Origin of the sequence: Metallibacterium scheffleri, from assembly GCF_002077135.1 — a bacterium.
GTDB classification, from domain to species: domain Bacteria; phylum Pseudomonadota; class Gammaproteobacteria; order Xanthomonadales; family Rhodanobacteraceae; genus Metallibacterium; species Metallibacterium scheffleri.
The window spans coordinates 1,407,201-1,422,040 of the sequence record NZ_LDOS01000002.1 but is presented as its reverse complement, the minus strand read 5'-3'; the positions used below and the strand labels follow the sequence as shown (position 1 = coordinate 1,422,040).

The following is a 14,840-nucleotide window of genomic DNA, read 5'->3' as shown; positions in this document are numbered from 1 at the left end:
GACGACTCGTTCTCGCTGCTGCCGATCGGGAGCGAGCAGACGCGGATCTCCCCCGACACGCAGGAAGCCGGCCGCGCCGAGGTCGAGGTGCGTCGGTTGGAGGATGTGCTGCGGCGCGAGATTCTTCGCTGCGCTCAGAATGACAAAGGTTTTCGTTGTCACTTTTCTGTTGTCATCCTGAGGGCATTGCCCGAAGGATCTCGGCGTGGTGGTTTGCCGAAGCGCGGGATTCTTCGCTGCGCTCAGGATGACACGAAGGGATGGGGGAAGATTCTTCCGAGTCACCCGAATGCAGAGCCGCCAGGCGCCGTTGTCTAGGCCGCCAGTCGCACTTCGGGCCGCAGTCCCGCACGCCCGGCGAGTCGCACCAGCAGATCGAGGCTGAAGCGCTCGATCCTGCCGCGCTTGATGTCACTGATGCGTGCCTGGGTGGTCCCCAGCGTGGCCGCGGCCCGGGTCTGGGTGATGCCGCTTGCCGCGAGCCAAGCTTGCAGGCCGCGCAGCAGGGTGGCACGCATGGCAAGCTCCGCGGCCTGCTCCGCGGAGAACAGGTCGTAGAACACGCCGCGCGCATCGCCCTTGGTCAACCCGGCTTGCCCGGGCCGGTTCCTGGACTTGGCCTCGCCTTGCGGGCTTCGGCAGGTCGTCCCTTGGGGACTTCTCCTCTGAACTTCCTTCGGTCGTCCCGAAAAGGGACTCCCTTTGGTCGCGTTGGTCGTCCCTTGGGGACTTCCGTTGGTCGTCTTCATGGCATCACCTCTCTGAGCCGTTGCCGTGCCAGTTGCAGATCCTTGAGCGAAGTCCGCTCGGTCTTTTTCCGGAAGCAGTGGAGTACATGCAGCGCTTGGCCGATCTGTGCGACGTAGATGACGCGGAAGGCTCCGGCCACCTCACGGATGCGGATTTCCCGCACTCCAGGTCCGATGGTCGGCATCGGCTTCCAGTCGTCCGGATCTTCGCCCCGCTGCACCTTATCGAGTTGGAAACCCGACTGGCTGCGCGCGGACGCAGGAAAGCGCCGGAGATCATCCTTGCTGCTACCCACCCACACGATCGGCTTCATGGCCGAATTATGCACTTCCTGGCATAGGTTTGTGCAACGAGCGCGGCCTGGATGCAGCAGAGCGCAGTCCGGGGTCATTGCAGATGCAGGCCGGGAACCTGATTGACTGGTCGGAATGCTCGTTCGTGGCGCTGTACGCGGGCCAGGCGCTGGCGGATGAGGTGATTGCCTGGCTGCGCGAGCGTGGTCTGCGGCTGATCGGCGTGTACAACATGGCGAACGATCGCGATGGCCGCGCGGTGCAGGCGGATTTTTTGTTTGGAAGGTGAGGTGGTCGGGTGGAAGATCCTTCGCTGCGCTCAGAATGACAAAGGTTTCCGTTGCCATCCTGAGGGTGCAGCCCGAAGGATCTGTCGATCGCGGAGCCAGGATCCTCGCTGCGCTCAGCCGGATGTGCTGCGCTCGGGATCTCACGCTCGACGAACGGCGCCGATCCTGCACGCAGCAGGTCCATGGCCTTGCCGGCGCGTGATGGCCATGTCGCGACGCCCTTGGCGCCCTCAGCGCCCCAGCACGCGTTGCCGATAGGCAGCGGGTGATTCGATGTCGAAAGCCGTTTGTCCGGCCAAGCTCGACAGATCGGCATCGCCGCTGACCAGGACCGTCGCGCCGCTGCTATGCGCCAGGTCCAGAAAGGGCTGGTCGGCTGGGTCACGGCAGATGACCGGGCAGCGCCGCGGGCGGGCCACGATCTCGGCAAAGGGCAGGTAGTCGCCCAGTAGTTCGTGCTGCTCGTCCGCGCTGAGCTTGAATTTGGGGTAAGCCAGCACCCGCGTCAGTTCCGCGGCCGTGGCGGCGCTCAGCAGCGGCGTGCAGTCGCCGCTCGCCCAATGCGTGCGCAGCCACGCCAGTTGTCCATGGGTAAACAGCAGCGCCGAGACCACCGTGCCGGTGTCGAACACGACGCGCACGTCAGCGCGCCTTGCGCGCCCACTTCACCGCGGCGGGCACATCGGCCGTGCGCACGCCCAGCCTGGACAGCTTGGCGCGTACTTCGTCGGCGCGGCTGCGCCGCAGCGGCTTGAGCACGATGGCGGTGCCGTCGGTGGAGACCTCGAAGTAATCCACGCCCGCAAAGCGGCCGACGACCGCCTTGGGCAGCGTGATCTGGTTCTTGACCGTCTTCTTGGCAAGCATGGCTCGCCCTCACCAGGTAAGGAAACAAGGAGAGCTTACTGCAAGGCGCTCAGCCGTTCCGCGAAGCGGGTCAGAGCCCGTATTTAGCGCAGCGCCGCGGGCGGATCGCGATGCCCTGATCGCCGCCACCGCCCTGGTGCACGGGCTGACCGTCGTCACCCGTGAAAGCGGGTCAGCGCCCGTACTTCCTGGCCACGCCGCGCTTCTCGGCGCTCATCGGTAGACTTCACGTCAGTTGCCGATATCGATGACCAGGATGCGCAGCGCGTCGTCTTGAATGTCGCAGAGGATTCGATAATGGAATCAGGCCGATCAGACCCCGCTCGACCTGCCAGAGCCGGCCGAACAACAAACCAAGTGGTAAACTGCGACCATGAACACACGCCTTGACCCGCTGATTTCCGAGTTCGAGACCGATGAGCAAGCGACCAGCTATGACCGCTGGTTGCGTGCCCAGGTGCAAGCCGCGCTCGATGACCCGCGGCCTAGCGTGCCGCACGATGAAGCGATGGCGCGCGTCCGAGCGACCATCGAGGCGGCGAGGCGCAAGCAACAGAAGCCGGCGTAATGCTGCCCCTTCGCTGGAGTGCCAAGGCGCTCGATGAACTGGACGCGATCGCGGCCTACATTGCGCTGTTCAATCCGGCTGCCGCCGAAGAACTGCAAGCCCTCATCGAGGCGTCCGTGTTGCCGCTGTCGGAGCACCCCTATCTGTACCGCGCCGGCCGAGTCGCCGGCACGCGTGAGCTGGTCGTGCACCCGAATTACATCGTGATCTACCGGGTTCTGGCCGACCAAATCGAGATCATCGGCGTTCTGCACGCGCACCGCGAGTACCCGTGAAGCGCAAGCCGCAGCCAGCACCTGGCCCGAGCGCCGCCGCAGCCGGTCTGATTCGCGCAAGACATCCACCTTCAGCCACTTCCGTATAACCGCATTCGCGCTCGGACAATGGGCGCGAGAACACGTGCGGGATGCTTCGCTGCGCTCGGAACCCTTTGGCGCGGCGGGACTGATGCGGATGCGGTTGTCTGCGGTTGCCAGACATGGCGAATGACCGCGATGGCCGCGCGGTGCAGGCGGATTCCTTGTTTGGGAGGTGAGGTGGTCGGGTGGAAGATCCTTCGCTGCGCTCAGGATGACAAGAAGGGGCGGGGAGGTGGTCGCGGGGAAGATTCTTCGCTGCGCTCAGAATGACAAAGAGCGGGAAGGTGTGTGCGGGGAAGATGCTTCGCTGCCGCCGCCCGGTGACGACCGCAGGCCGGCAATGTGTCCGCAAGCCGGGGTGTGACAGCGAGCCGGGGCGTATCCCCCTCTACAGCACGCTGGCCCTTGCTAGAAGTAACCTACTAGGTTAAATTTCGCCATGGAGAAAGGCACACCTCACTGCAAGCTGGCCGTCGTGAAGGCCTTGGCCCGTGCAGGCCAGGTGCGCACGACAAGGGCTGCCCGCGAAGGTGGCGCGGCGTTGGGGTTCGATTTCGACGGCATGCTTGCCGTGGTTCTGGCGCTGACCACCGCCGACTTCCACAAGAGCATGACAACCCACGCGGATCATCGGGTGTGGCAGGACGTTTACCGCCCAACGACGTCGGCCGGCGAGATGTATCTCAAGCTGATGGTGATTGATGACGTGCTCATCGTGTCTTTCAAGGAGCTATGACCATGAAGTGCCCGATTTGCGGAGCGGAAAAGCTGGTGCACGACACCCGCGATGTGCCCTACACCTACAAGGGCGAGTCGACCGTGCTTACCCAAGTGACGGGCGACTTTTGTCCTGCCTGTGATGAGTCGATTCTGGATGTGGCTGAATCTCGCCGCACGATGAGCCTGATGTTGGCATTCAACAAACAGGTGAACGCCGCGATGGTCAATCCGGACTTCATCGCCAGCGTGCGCAAGAAGCTGCGCCTCGACCAGCAAGAGGCGGCCGAGATTTTCGGCGGCGGTGTCAATGCCTTCTCCCGTTATGAAAACGGCAAGACCAAGCCACCTCTGGCACTGGTGAAACTCTTGAAAGTGCTTGAGCGTCATCCGGACTTACTGGCCGAAGTGCGGGCTGCCTGAGTTGCCGCGGTGTTTCGCCGCGTGTTTGCACGTAATGCCCGCGTGACCCTGCATGCCTGCGCGGTGGGCGAGCGCGCCGGCATGGCGTCGATGCATGTGTCGGCGCGCGACGACTCGTCGTCGCTGCTGCCGATCGGCAGCGAGCAGACGCGGATCTTCCCAGGTACGCAGGAGGCCGGCCACGCCGCGGTCGAGGTGATCGCCTGGCTGCGCGAGCGCGGGTTCGGGTTGCTGGGCGCGTACAACATGGCCTTCGACCATGCCGGCCGCGCGGTGCAGGCGGATTTTTTGTTTGGGCGGTGAAGTGGTCGTGGGGAAGATTCTTCGCTGCGCCCGGAATGACAAAGAGCGGGAAGGTGTGTGCGGGGAAGATTCTTCGCTGCGCTCAGAATGACAAAGGTTTTCGTTGTCACTTTTCCGTTGTCATCCTGAGGGCATTGCCCGAAGGATCTCGGCGTTGCGGGTTGCCGCAGCGCGCACGGGCCGGTGCTTGTCCGCGCAAGCGCCGCTGGAGCACACAGCACGGATCAGTCGTGCAGCCTTGATCAGGAGCATTGCCATGAGTGAGCTACATCGGATCACCGTGAATTCCGAACAGCTCGGGGGCCGTCCGTGCATTCGTGGCTTGCGGCTGCGGGTGAAAGACGTGCTTGATCTGCTGGCCAGCGGCGCCAGCCGCGAAGAGATCCTGGCTGATTACCCCTACCTGGAGCCGGCTGACATCACGGCAGCGCTTGAGTTTGCCGCCATGCAGAGCGACCACCCCGTGCTGCGGGCTGCTTGATGCGCTTTCTGCTGGATGCACAGCTTCCGCCAGCGTTGGCGCGCCTGCTGGCGGATCGTGGCCATGTCGCGGAACATGTCGCCGATTGTGGTCTCGAACACGCATCTGATCGTGCGGTGCGGGCGCATGCAGGATGCGCACCATCGCCAGCGTGTGCTTGATCGGCGCCGCCTATGGCGCGCAGGCGAACAACCGCAGCATGTGCATGCGCACAGCATCCGCGTCGGCGGTGGCCAGCGTACCCAAGACGCCACGGACAAGCCGATGATCCAGCGTGAACAGCTTGAACCGCACCAGCGAAACCGACGGCAGGCCCGCGGCGGCCATATCGGTGATCGGGCAGTCCAGTGGCCAGGGTGGATTTGCGGCGGTGGTGATCATCGCCATCACCGAATGGCCCGCAGGGGTATTGAACGCAGCGTCATCCGAGAGCACCAGCGCCGGGCGGTTCTTGCTGGCATTGCGATCGGTGAACGGAAAGGGCACGCGCACGACGGCGTAGCGCTCAAAGCCCACGGTAGGCCTCTTCGTCCGCAGGGCTGTGCCATTCGGAGAGCGTGCCCTCGACGGCGCGCAGATAATCGATGTCCAGCGGCTGCACCCGGCGCACCGTCGCGGTGCCATCGGCGCGGACTTCCCACGCGATCAGATCGCCAGGGGCGACGTGCAGTGCGGCGCGAACGTCTTGCGGGATCGTGGTTTGACCTTTGGCGGTGATTTTGGCGATGGCGCGCATGGCGAGAGCCTCCGGTAAGGCAATCCTTACTTTCTTACTTTAAAAGTGCATCCGGGTGGGGTCAAATCCGCGCTAGCAGCCTGTCGGACTTTGATGAGATGCGCCTCGTACGTCGATGATTCTGTTGCAACACGAACACTCGAACTCAATTTGAGGCGACCCACGCCGACCATTTTGATCAATTCCTGGCCACAATTTGGCGGTTTTCTGAAAGTCCGACAGGCTCCTAGGCCAACACACCAACTCCCCAAGCAATTCGGGGTGCCGGTGTGGCCACGCCGCGTTTCTCGGCGCTCATCGGTAGACTTTACGTCGGTTGCCGATATCGATGACCAGGATGCGCGGCGCGTCGTCTTGACGACGCGCGCAGACTGGATGCAGCACGGCGCAGGTGGTGCGGGCACGAGAGCAATACCGAGATTCTTCGCCGCGCTCAGCAAGGTAGGGCTTGACCCGGTTCGAGCCATCGTTTGCACCGGTTGCTGGTCAATACAATATTTTGTATATTTGCCGCATGCCCGGCCCCAAACCTGTCGATTTCCGCGGCAGCTCCCTCGACGACTTGCGCGCCTTTCCATTGGCGGCCCGGCGCGAGGCAGGCCATCAGCTCGACCAGGTGCAACACGGTCAGGAGCCTGACGACTGGAAGCCGATGGCGAGCATTGGCAAGGGTGTGAAAGAGATTCGGATACGGGACGCCGCCGGCGCGTTCCGCATCATTTACGTGGCGAAGTGGGTCGATGTCGTCTATGTGCTGCATTGCTTCCAGAAGAAGACAGAAAAGACCCGCAAGATGGATCTGGACTTGGTCGCCAAGCGCTACCGTGAATTGCAGAAGGAGTTGGGACCATGAGCAAGCAACGACATGCCAGCGTGTGGGATGCGATCGAGGATACGCCGGCCGAGGTCGAGAATATGAAGCTGCGTTCCGCGCTGATGATGGCGCTCAAGAAGCACATCACCCGCACCGAAATGAGCCAGGCGCAGGCCGCCAGGCTGTTCGGCGTGACGCAGCCGCGCGTCTCCGACCTGATGCGCGGCAAGATCAACCTGTTCGGCCTCGATGCGCTGGTCAACATGGCGGCGGCGGCCGGTCTGCGCGTGGAAATGCGCGTACGGGAAGCAGCCTGAGCACGCCGCGCCGCGATCGAGGTGCGCCGGCTGGACGACGTGCTCAGCGCGCGGACATTGCCGCGCCGGCGCCGCTCAAGCTGGACGTGCAGAGCTACGAACTGCAGGCGCTGCGCGGTTGCGAAACCTTGCTGGACGCGTTCGCGTGGGTGTACGGCGAATGCTCGTTTGTCGAGCTGTACGCGGGCCAGGCGCTGGCGAATGAGGTGATCGCCGGGCTGCGCGCGCGCGGGTTGCGGCTGATCCGTGTGTACAACATGGCGAACGATCGCGACGGCCGCGCGGTGCAGGCGGATTTTTTGTTCGGGAGGTGAGGTGGTCGCGGGGAAGATCCTTCGCTGTGCTCAGGATGACAAGTAGGAGCGCGGGAAGGTTTGCGTGGGGAAGTTGCTTCGCTGCGTCTGGCATGCCAGGGCGGGTCAGATGGCAACGGGGCGTGCCTGGCAATCACGCCAAGCCTTGTGCTTGCGCGGTTATGCTTGCGGCTCATTGCACAGCGGAGAGTGGAATGCACGTGCTGGTTCATGACTACGGCGGTCACGCCTTCATCGCGCAACTGGCGCGTTCGCTGGCGCGGCGCGGGCACCGCGTGACGCTGCTCTACAACGCCTCCAATCCGACCACGCCCAAGGGCGGTCTGGCGCGGCGCGGCGATGATCCGGATGAGTTGCTGATCGAGGGCATCGCGCTGCCGCGGCCGGTGGACAAGCGCGCGTTCGTGCGGCGCTGGCGGCTGGAGCGCTTGTATGGGCGCTTGCTGGCACGGCGCATCGTCGCGCTGAAACCGGACGTGGTGATGTGCGCCAACGCGCCGCTGGATGCGGTGCGCGCGCTGGATGCGGCGTGCCATGCGCAGGGTATTCCCTGGGTGTTCTGGCTGCAGGATCTGGTGGCCGAGGCCACCGATCGCGTGTTGCGCAAACGCCTGCCGGTGCTGGGCGCGCTGGTGGGCGCGCACTACAAGCGCGTGGAAGCGGGACTGCTGGCGCGCAGCGCGGCGGTGGTGGGCATCACCGAGGATTTCCGCGCGCCGGTGCTGGCGGCCGGCGTGGCTGCGGCGCGCTACACCACCATCCCCAACTGGGCGCCGCTGGATGAGGTGCGTCCGCGCGCCAAGGACAACCTGTGGGCGCAGGCGGCGGGGCTGGAGCGCAAGCTGGTGTTTCTGTATTCGGGCACGCTGGGCTTCAAGCACAATCCCGATCTGCTGCTGGCGCTGGCCAAGGCCTTTGCCGATGACCACGATGTGGAAGTGGTGGTCAATTCGCAGGGCGCGCCGGCCGATTGGCTGCGCGCGCAGGCCGCGGCGGCGGGGCTGCGCAACCTGCGCGTGAATCCGTTTCAGCCCTACGAGGCGATGTCCGATGTGCTGGCCAGCGCCGATGTGCTGGTGAGCATCCTCGAACCCGATGCCGGCGTGTATTCGGTGCCGTCCAAGGTGCTGAGCTATCACTGCGCCGGGCGCGCGATGCTGCTGGCGGTGCCGGCCGATAACCTCGCCGCGCGCATCGTCCGCGACCAGGGGACCGGCCTGGTGGCCGAGCCGCGCGACGCGGCGGCCTTCATCGCCGCCGCGCGCACGCTGCGTACCGACCACGCCGCGCGCCAGGCCATGGCCGCGCGCGCGCGCGCCTACGCCGAGCGCACCTTCGATCTGGCCGCGATCACCGATCGCTTCGAAGCGGTGTTGAGCGGCTGCGTGGGGTGATGCCGGGAGACGGAGGCCGCCCGGATGACGTCGTTTTTTGCTGTCATCCCCGCGGAGGCGGGGATCCAGTGGTTGCGGCCGCGTCTCCGGCGCTGTCGAGGATGTCGGGATACAGGTTGCGCCAAGATTGTGGCGTAGATCGGGGTGGCTGCGGCTTCGCGCATTCTTCGGGGCGTGTATCTGGATCCCGGCTCGGCGCTGCGCGCCGTCCGGGATGACGTCAGGGAAGAATGGTCCGGGATAACGTCACTTTCTGCTGATAGGGGTCGGGAAGGCTCATCACCTCCCCGCCCTCCGAACCGTGCGTGCGGTTCTCCCGCACACGGCTCTCCAGTGGGTGGTTGCTTCATCGAGATCGGCACGCCAAGGCATGGGCTTGGGTTAACGTGAAAAGCCCCTGCTGAGCGAAGTAGCTATTGGGCCAGCGCTGATGGTCCTCGCGGGTGTGACCGTGCCCACGCCGACCCTCGTATGCACGAAGGATAGAGCGCAGACGCCGGCGGATAAACCCGTCGAGCTTGCTGAAAGTGATCCGGTGGGCATGCCTGAAGTACTGGTACCAGCCCCGCAGCATCGGGTTGATCTGGCTGATGATGCTCGCCAGCGAACGCCCCTTGGTACGCGGCGTGTGCTGTCGAATTTTGTCCAGCATCGCGTTCCAGCTCTTCGTGCGTACCCGGCGTTGACCGGCCTCGAACCGATAGCCCAGAAACTCGAACCCGCGGCCTACCTGTCGGCAGTCGCCGACGTGGGTCTTGTCCGGGTGCAAGGTCAGCTCGTGGGCGTCCACCCACGTGCCAATCTCGGCCAGCGCACGTTGCGCCTCATCCGCGGTCTGACACAGCACCACGAAGTCATCGGCATAACGCACCATCCGATAGCCGCCTGCGGCCATCGTCTCGTCGAGCCCATGCAGGTAGATATTGGACAACAGCGGACTGATCACCGCACCCTGCGGCGTACCGCCCGTGGGGATCCAGCGTTCCAGTCCCGCCATCACTTCCTGCTTGAGCCACGATTCCAGCAAGCGCAGTACGCGGCCATCCGCGATCTGCTCGCGCACCCGCGCCATCAGACCGGCGTGCGGAATGCTGTCAAAGTAGCCGGCAAGGTCGGCATCCACCACATGGCAATACCCCGCCCGCAGCAGTGCATCCACCTCCCGCAGCGCACGCTTGGCACCGCGGCCGGGCCGAAACCCGTAGCTGTGTGCGCAAAAGAGCGACTCGAAGATCGGCTCAATCACCAGCCGTACCGCCGTTTGCACCACGCGATCCTTCACCGTCGGTATCCCCAGTGGACGGGTTTGGCCCCGCCCTTTGGGAATCTCGACCCGCCTGATCGCTTGGGGCCGGTACGTGTCACTGCGCAGCGCCCTCGCCAGCTCGTCGAGGTAGCGCTCGGCATGGGCCGCGAAGAGCCTGTCAAAAATTTTGTGTGTGAGGCATACCATGACGAACCGGAGCATGTATGCCAAGCAAGACGAAGAAGGCGGGGAAGGCCGCAGCGGTGCTGCCGCGCATTCCCAAGGAACTGATTGACCAGTTTGTGACCGGCCCGATGAGCGCCGAGGCGGTCAACACGGCATCGATGGCGTTCAAGAAGGCGCTGATCGAGCGCGCACTGGGCGCGGAGCTCAGCCATCACTTGGGCTACGCGCGCGGGGTGGCAAAGCCGGAGCGCGCGCAGAACCATCGTAATGGTGCCAGTGGCAAGACGGTGTTGACCGGCGAGGGTCCGCTGCGCCTGGACATGCCGCGCGACCGTGAAGGCAGCTTCGAGCCGCTGCTCATTCCCAAGCACGCGCGGCGCTTCACGGGTTTCGACGACAAGGTCGTGGCTCTGTATGCGCGTGGCATGACGATGCGCGAGATCCAGGGTTTTCTGGCGGAGCAGTACGGCGTCGAGGTCTCGCCGGAGTTCATCAGCGGCGTCACCGATGCGGTCATGGCCGAGGTGAGCGCCTGGCAGTCGCGGCCGCTGGAGCCGCTGTACCCGGTGGTGTTTTTCGATGCGCTGCGGGTCAAGATCCGCGAGGATGCGGTGGTCCGCAACAAGGCCATCTATCTGGCGCTCGGGGTGCTGCCCGACGGCACGCGCGACATCCTGGGCCTGTGGATCGAGGGCACCGAGGGTGCCAAGTTCTGGATGCGGGTGTTCAACGACCTGAAGACGCGCGGGGTCAACGACATCCTGATCGCGGTGACCGATGGCCTGAAGGGCATGCCCGAGGCACTGGGCGCGGTGTTTCCGGCGACGACGCTGCAGACCTGCATCGTGCACCTGATCCGCAACAGCCTCGATTACGCCAGCTGGAAGGAGCGCAAGGCCTTGGCGGCTGCGCTCCGGCCGATCTATACGGCCGCCAGCGCAGAAGCCGCCCAGGCCGTGCTGGACGCCTTCGAGGTCGGGCCGTGGGGCCAGAAGTTTCCCACGGTGGTGGCGGCCTGGCGCCGCGCTTGGGACCGGGTCATCCCGTTCTTCGCGTTCCCGCCGGCCGTACGCAAGGTGATCTACACCACCAATGCCATCGAGAGCGTCAATGCACGGCTGCGCAAGATCATCAAGACCCGCGGCCATTTCCCCAGCGACGACGCGGCCAGCAAGCTGATCTGGCTGGCGCTACGCAACATCACCGCCGACTGGGGCCGCGCAGCCAAAGACTGGAAGGAGGCGATGAATCAGTTCGCGATACTCTACGAAGACCGCTTCACGCTGGCACGGCCCTGACCACGGCCCTGTCAGCGCAGAAGCAAAACCGCCTCACACACAAAAAACCTGACACGCCCGCCGCGAACGCGTCCACACTTTGACGATCCACCCCGGCCGCTCCGCAATTGCGCACCACCCGTCCCCACGCCGCTTGCAGCGTCGCCGGACGCATCACCTTGTCCATCAGGCTGAACCATTTTCCTCCCTTCACGCCGTTGTCCAGCGCTGCCAACATTCGGTCCGTCCATACCGAGGCTTCCACCCAACTCCAATCGCGAGTCTGGGTATCTTCATCGTGCTTAGCCGTTACCGGCACTTGCGATGAGTTTGCGTGCATCGTTCTCAACCTCCCGAATCCACCTTCCTGCCTCCCTTCCCTCCACGCGGTTTTGCTAGCCGCGCTTCGCGGACCTCAACTCAAGATCCTGCGGTACTACGAAGGCTCTGACTCCCGCACCCGTTCACATCGGGCGCGGGTCTCCCCGCTTACTGCATCGCACCTTCCCAATGTTCCGTCCCCAACCACACGGTGTGCCCGATCATCGCTTTGACAGCCACCTCAGCGTGATCGGTGAGTTCCAGGCTTCGCCATGAATGAGCAGGCTCGCCGCAACACCCCGCCGAAACGGGTTCGCTTTACTACGGACCATCAGTTCGCTTCCGGTTGCTCTCCACCCCGCCTCTCAGCGACGCAGTTACCTTCAACTACAGGGCCTGTGGCTTGCCCCGACGCGGATTTGCACCGCGCTGATACGATGCCCTCACGGGCGCACTCATCCCCGCGGAGGCGGGGATCCAGTGGTTGCGGCCGCGTCTCCGGCGCTGTCGAGGATGTCGGGATACAGGTCGCGCCAAGTGGGATTGGCGGATTCGATGAGTCGCAGTTTCCACTGCCGGCGCCAGTGCTTGATGGATTTCTCGCGTGCGATGGCGGCCGCCATGGACGTGTGCTGCTCGAACCACACCAGTGTGTGCACGCCGTGGCACTGGGTGAAACCGGTGACGAGATCGTGCTGGTGCTGCCAGATGCGTCCGGCGAGGTTGCTGGTGACGCCGACGTAGAGTGTGCCGTTGCGGCGGCTGGCGAGGATGTAGACGCAGGGGCGTTTCATGCCGGCGGCGTGTAGCGAGCGATGCGATATTGTGGGGTAGATCGGGGTGGCTGCGGCTTCGCGCATTCTTCGGGGCGTGTATCTGGATCCCGGCTCGGCGCTGCGCGCCGTCCGGGATGACGTCAGGGAAGAATGGTCCGGGATGACGTCAGGGAAGAATGGTCCGGGATGACGTCAGGGGAGAATGGTTCGGGATGACGTCAGGGAAGAATGGTTCGGGATGGCGTCAGGGGAGAATGGTTCGGGATGACGTCAGGGAAGAATGGTCCGGAATGACGTCAAAAAGAAGCATGTCGGTGGAGCGACGGCGAATAGAGGGGTGCGCCGTCCGTGATGACTTCAAGAGAAAGAGTGGTGAGTCGTCGCGGCGCGGCTGAACCCGCACGTGCTGCTGCGCGTCGGCGTGGACAGCGGTGCGGAATCGGAATCACAATGCTGGCTCGCGGATCGGAACGGGGACGCCTCATGCAAAGCAGAGACCGGATTTTCGTGGCGGGCCATCGTGGTCTGGTGGGCTCGGCGGTGGTGCGCGCGCTGCGTGCGCAGGGGTTCGACAACTTGCTGCTGCGCACCCGCGCCGAGTTGGACCTGACCGATCAGGCGGCGGTGTACCGCTTCTTCGCGACCGAGCGCCCGAATTACGTGTTTCTGGTCGCGGGCAAGGTCGGCGGCATCCTCGCCAACAGCAGCTATCCGGCGGATTTCATCCGCGACAACCTGATGATCCAGTCCAACGTGATCGATGCCGCGCACCGTCATGGCGCGCGCAAGCTGCTGGATCTGGGCTCCTCGTGCATTTATCCCAAGCACGCGCCGCAGCCGATGACCGAGGATTGCCTGTTGTCCGGTGCGCTGGAGCCGAGCAACGAGTGGTATGCGGTGGCCAAGATCGCCGGGCTGAAGATGTGCCAGGCGTATCGCCGCCAGCACGGCTTCGATGCGATCAGCTTGATGCCGACCAATCTGTATGGGCCGGGCGACAATTTCGACCTCGACAGTTCGCACGTGCTGCCGGCCATGCTGCGCAAGTTCCACGACGCCAAGGTTCGCGGCGACGATCACGTGACGCTGTGGGGCACCGGCACGCCGCGACGCGAGTTTCTGCACGTGGACGATCTGGCCCGCGCCTGCCTGTACGTGATGGAGCACTACGAGGGCGAGGCGTTTCTCAACGCCGGCGTGGGCGAGGATGTGAGCATCCGCGAACTGGCCAAGCTGGTGCAGGAGATCGTGGGCTTCGAGGGCCGCATCGACTGGGACGCCAGCAAGCCCGACGGCACGCCGCGCAAGTTGCTGGACGTGGGCAAGCTGCACGCGCTGGGCTGGCAGGCCAGCATCCCGTTGCGCGCGGGCGTGGCGGCCACGTACCAGTGGTACCTGCAGCATCTCGCCAGCGCCAAGGCGGTGGCGTAGCGCGCAGCGCGCGGCGCGGCGCGGCAAAGGTTGCGTTGTCATCCTGAGGGCATTGCCCGAAGGATCTCGGCGTGGTGGTTTGCCGAAGGGCGAGATCCTTCACTGCGCTCAGGATGACAAAGATTTTCGTTGTCACTTTTCCGTTGTCATCCTGAGGGCGTGGCCCGAAGGATCTCGGCGTTGCGGTTTGCCGCAGGGCGAGATCCTTCGCTGCGCTCAGAATGACAAAGTGGGCGTGGATGACAAGGTGGGTGCGCGCTGGCCTTGCCGCGCCTGCTGGATTGCTGCCGAGCGCACTCGACGGCGCCGATCAAGGCCCGATCAGGCTTTCCGCTGGAATGCCGAGGTTTCGGTGCAAGTTGCGGATCATGTCGATGGTGAGGCCGCGCTTGCGGTTCAGCACCTCGTAAACGCGATTGGGTCGGCCGATGGAGGACACCAGATCCTTCACGGTCAGACCGCCTTGCTCCATGCGGAACCGGATCGCTTCGATGGGGTCAGGCGCCTCGATGGGGAAGTGTTTGGCCTCGTAAGCCTCGACCAGCGTGGCAAGGATCTCGAAACGGTCGCCGTCCGCGGTACCCGGCTCCGGCTCGTGATCGAAATACACGGACAGCTCGCGCAGCGCGGCCTTGTAGTCGCTCTTGCTGCGGACAGGATGAATATTCATGGATCCTCCACGGTGGCGGCCTCGACCCGGTCGTACTGGGCGTGGGTGCCGACGAACTTGATGTAGACGGCGCCGTAGCGATAGGCAATGGCCACGATGAGCCGATAGTCGTTGCCTTTGATGTTGAAGACCACGCGGTTGTTGCCGATGAAGCTGGCGCTTGCGTAGTGCTGCTTGATGTCCTGCGGTGTGGTCCAGGAGGCGTGCTTTGCCTCGTCGTGCCAGGCCTTGAGAGGTTGCTCGGAATCCGGATGACGTTCCCAGAAGCGTCTCAGGGTGCTCACGGCGATGACCTTCATGTACACAG

Annotated in this window: 25 protein-coding genes; 14 read left to right on the top strand and 11 right to left on the bottom strand. The window is 64.3% G+C overall.

Annotated features, from left to right (window positions below):
• Positions 1-314: 314 nt before the first annotated feature.
• Both Mschef_RS18130 and Mschef_RS11620 read right to left on the bottom strand, forming a co-directional pair.
• Positions 315-587, bottom strand: a complete 273-nt coding sequence (locus Mschef_RS18130; protein WP_242426515.1) for a helix-turn-helix domain-containing protein — start codon at positions 585-587, stop codon at positions 315-317.
• 158 nt (positions 588-745) lie between these two features.
• Complete coding sequence (locus Mschef_RS11620; RefSeq protein WP_081128609.1) at positions 746-1,063, bottom strand: type II toxin-antitoxin system RelE/ParE family toxin; 318 nt, start codon at positions 1,061-1,063, stop codon at positions 746-748.
• A 77-nt stretch (positions 1,064-1,140) separates the two neighbouring features.
• Here Mschef_RS11620 and Mschef_RS11615 point away from each other — a divergent pair, with 77 nt between their 5' ends.
• Positions 1,141-1,332, top strand: a complete 192-nt coding sequence (locus Mschef_RS11615; RefSeq protein WP_176212449.1) for a hypothetical protein — start codon at positions 1,141-1,143, stop codon at positions 1,330-1,332.
• Positions 1,333-1,563: 231 nt separating this feature from the next.
• Here Mschef_RS11615 and Mschef_RS11610 read toward each other — a convergent pair whose 3' ends face one another.
• Entirely contained in the window at positions 1,564-1,974 is a 411-nt protein-coding gene (locus Mschef_RS11610; protein WP_081128605.1) for a putative toxin-antitoxin system toxin component, PIN family, read from the bottom strand.
• Position 1,975: 1 nt separating this feature from the next.
• Positions 1,976-2,200, bottom strand: coding sequence for an AbrB family transcriptional regulator (locus Mschef_RS11605; RefSeq protein ID WP_081128603.1), 225 nt, complete (start codon positions 2,198-2,200; stop codon positions 1,976-1,978).
• Positions 2,201-2,573: 373 nt separating this feature from the next.
• Between Mschef_RS11605 and relB the strand changes: the two genes are divergently transcribed.
• From relB to Mschef_RS18445, 7 genes are all read left to right on the top strand, one after another.
• A complete protein-coding gene (relB, locus tag Mschef_RS11600; protein ID WP_081128601.1) occupies positions 2,574-2,768 on the top strand; it encodes a type II toxin-antitoxin system RelB family antitoxin in 195 nt (64 codons plus the stop codon).
• Complete coding sequence (locus Mschef_RS11595) at positions 2,768-3,043, top strand: type II toxin-antitoxin system RelE/ParE family toxin (RefSeq protein ID WP_081128599.1); 276 nt, start codon at positions 2,768-2,770, stop codon at positions 3,041-3,043. Before relB ends, Mschef_RS11595 begins: the two co-directional genes overlap by 1 nt.
• 523 nt (positions 3,044-3,566) lie before the next feature.
• Positions 3,567-3,863, top strand: a complete 297-nt coding sequence (locus tag Mschef_RS11590) for a type II toxin-antitoxin system MqsR family toxin (protein ID WP_081128597.1) — start codon at positions 3,567-3,569, stop codon at positions 3,861-3,863.
• 2 nt (positions 3,864-3,865) lie between these two features.
• Positions 3,866-4,267: a type II toxin-antitoxin system MqsA family antitoxin gene (locus tag Mschef_RS11585; protein WP_081128595.1), complete on the top strand. Its 402-nt coding sequence runs from the start codon at positions 3,866-3,868 to the stop codon at positions 4,265-4,267.
• Positions 4,268-4,309: 42 nt separating this feature from the next.
• Positions 4,310-4,570 carry a hypothetical protein gene (locus Mschef_RS11580; protein ID WP_081128593.1) on the top strand — a complete coding sequence of 87 codons (261 nt, stop codon included), beginning with the start codon at positions 4,310-4,312 and terminating at the stop codon, positions 4,568-4,570.
• A gap of 256 nt (positions 4,571-4,826) precedes the next feature.
• Positions 4,827-5,051, top strand: coding sequence for a DUF433 domain-containing protein (locus Mschef_RS11575; protein ID WP_081129991.1), 225 nt, complete (start codon positions 4,827-4,829; stop codon positions 5,049-5,051).
• Entirely contained in the window at positions 5,051-5,212 is a 162-nt protein-coding gene (locus Mschef_RS18445; protein ID WP_168708940.1) for a DUF5615 family PIN-like protein, read from the top strand. Before Mschef_RS11575 ends, Mschef_RS18445 begins: the two co-directional genes overlap by 1 nt.
• A 10-nt stretch (positions 5,213-5,222) precedes the next feature.
• On the opposite strand, the gene Mschef_RS11570 is transcribed toward Mschef_RS18445, so the two are convergent.
• Both Mschef_RS11570 and Mschef_RS11565 read right to left on the bottom strand, forming a co-directional pair.
• Complete coding sequence (locus Mschef_RS11570; RefSeq protein WP_081128591.1) at positions 5,223-5,567, bottom strand: type II toxin-antitoxin system PemK/MazF family toxin; 345 nt, start codon at positions 5,565-5,567, stop codon at positions 5,223-5,225.
• Positions 5,557-5,787, bottom strand: coding sequence for an AbrB/MazE/SpoVT family DNA-binding domain-containing protein (locus Mschef_RS11565; RefSeq protein ID WP_081128589.1), 231 nt, complete (start codon positions 5,785-5,787; stop codon positions 5,557-5,559). The genes Mschef_RS11570 and Mschef_RS11565 overlap by 11 nt, the downstream gene beginning before the upstream one ends.
• A gap of 514 nt (positions 5,788-6,301) precedes the next feature.
• On the opposite strand from Mschef_RS11565, the gene Mschef_RS11560 reads away from it, so the two are divergent.
• The 4 genes from Mschef_RS11560 to Mschef_RS11545 all read left to right on the top strand — a co-directional run bounded on the left by Mschef_RS11560 (position 6,302) and on the right by Mschef_RS11545 (position 8,626).
• Positions 6,302-6,640, top strand: a complete 339-nt coding sequence (locus tag Mschef_RS11560) for a type II toxin-antitoxin system RelE/ParE family toxin (protein ID WP_081128587.1) — start codon at positions 6,302-6,304, stop codon at positions 6,638-6,640.
• Positions 6,637-6,918, top strand: coding sequence for a helix-turn-helix domain-containing protein (locus Mschef_RS11555; RefSeq protein ID WP_081128585.1), 282 nt, complete (start codon positions 6,637-6,639; stop codon positions 6,916-6,918). Before Mschef_RS11560 ends, Mschef_RS11555 begins: the two co-directional genes overlap by 4 nt.
• 86 nt (positions 6,919-7,004) lie before the next feature.
• Complete coding sequence (locus tag Mschef_RS11550) at positions 7,005-7,232, top strand: hypothetical protein (RefSeq protein WP_081128583.1); 228 nt, start codon at positions 7,005-7,007, stop codon at positions 7,230-7,232.
• A 194-nt stretch (positions 7,233-7,426) separates the two neighbouring features.
• Positions 7,427-8,626: a glycosyltransferase family 4 protein gene (locus Mschef_RS11545; protein WP_168708941.1), complete on the top strand. Its 1,200-nt coding sequence runs from the start codon at positions 7,427-7,429 to the stop codon at positions 8,624-8,626.
• Positions 8,627-8,972: 346 nt separating this feature from the next.
• Here Mschef_RS11545 and ltrA read toward each other — a convergent pair whose 3' ends face one another.
• The gene (gene ltrA, locus Mschef_RS11540) at positions 8,973-10,079 is read right to left on the bottom strand and encodes a group II intron reverse transcriptase/maturase (RefSeq protein ID WP_206780157.1); all 1,107 of its coding nucleotides are present in this window, start codon (positions 10,077-10,079) and stop codon (positions 8,973-8,975) included.
• 17 nt (positions 10,080-10,096) lie between these two features.
• On the opposite strand from ltrA, the gene Mschef_RS11535 reads away from it, so the two are divergent.
• Positions 10,097-11,356, top strand: coding sequence for an IS256 family transposase (locus Mschef_RS11535; RefSeq protein WP_081128577.1), 1,260 nt, complete (start codon positions 10,097-10,099; stop codon positions 11,354-11,356).
• On the opposite strand, the gene Mschef_RS11530 is transcribed toward Mschef_RS11535, so the two are convergent.
• Both Mschef_RS11530 and Mschef_RS11525 read right to left on the bottom strand, forming a co-directional pair.
• Entirely contained in the window at positions 11,337-11,573 is a 237-nt protein-coding gene (locus tag Mschef_RS11530) for a hypothetical protein (protein WP_139789399.1), read from the bottom strand. The genes Mschef_RS11535 and Mschef_RS11530 overlap by 20 nt on opposite strands.
• A gap of 538 nt (positions 11,574-12,111) precedes the next feature.
• Complete coding sequence (locus Mschef_RS11525; protein ID WP_081128573.1) at positions 12,112-12,450, bottom strand: GIY-YIG nuclease family protein; 339 nt, start codon at positions 12,448-12,450, stop codon at positions 12,112-12,114.
• Between the two features lie 465 nt (positions 12,451-12,915).
• On the opposite strand from Mschef_RS11525, the gene fcl reads away from it, so the two are divergent.
• Positions 12,916-13,863, top strand: coding sequence for a GDP-L-fucose synthase (gene fcl / locus Mschef_RS11520; protein ID WP_081128571.1), 948 nt, complete (start codon positions 12,916-12,918; stop codon positions 13,861-13,863).
• A gap of 310 nt (positions 13,864-14,173) precedes the next feature.
• Here fcl and Mschef_RS11515 read toward each other — a convergent pair whose 3' ends face one another.
• Together Mschef_RS11515 and Mschef_RS11510 are read right to left on the bottom strand one after the other, a co-directional pair.
• Positions 14,174-14,533: a helix-turn-helix domain-containing protein gene (locus Mschef_RS11515; protein WP_081128569.1), complete on the bottom strand. Its 360-nt coding sequence runs from the start codon at positions 14,531-14,533 to the stop codon at positions 14,174-14,176.
• On the bottom strand, positions 14,530-14,832 hold the full coding sequence (locus Mschef_RS11510) for a type II toxin-antitoxin system HigB family toxin (protein ID WP_081128567.1): 303 nt from the start codon (positions 14,830-14,832) through the stop codon (positions 14,530-14,532). Before Mschef_RS11510 ends, Mschef_RS11515 begins: the two co-directional genes overlap by 4 nt.
• Positions 14,833-14,840: the final 8 nt, after the last annotated feature.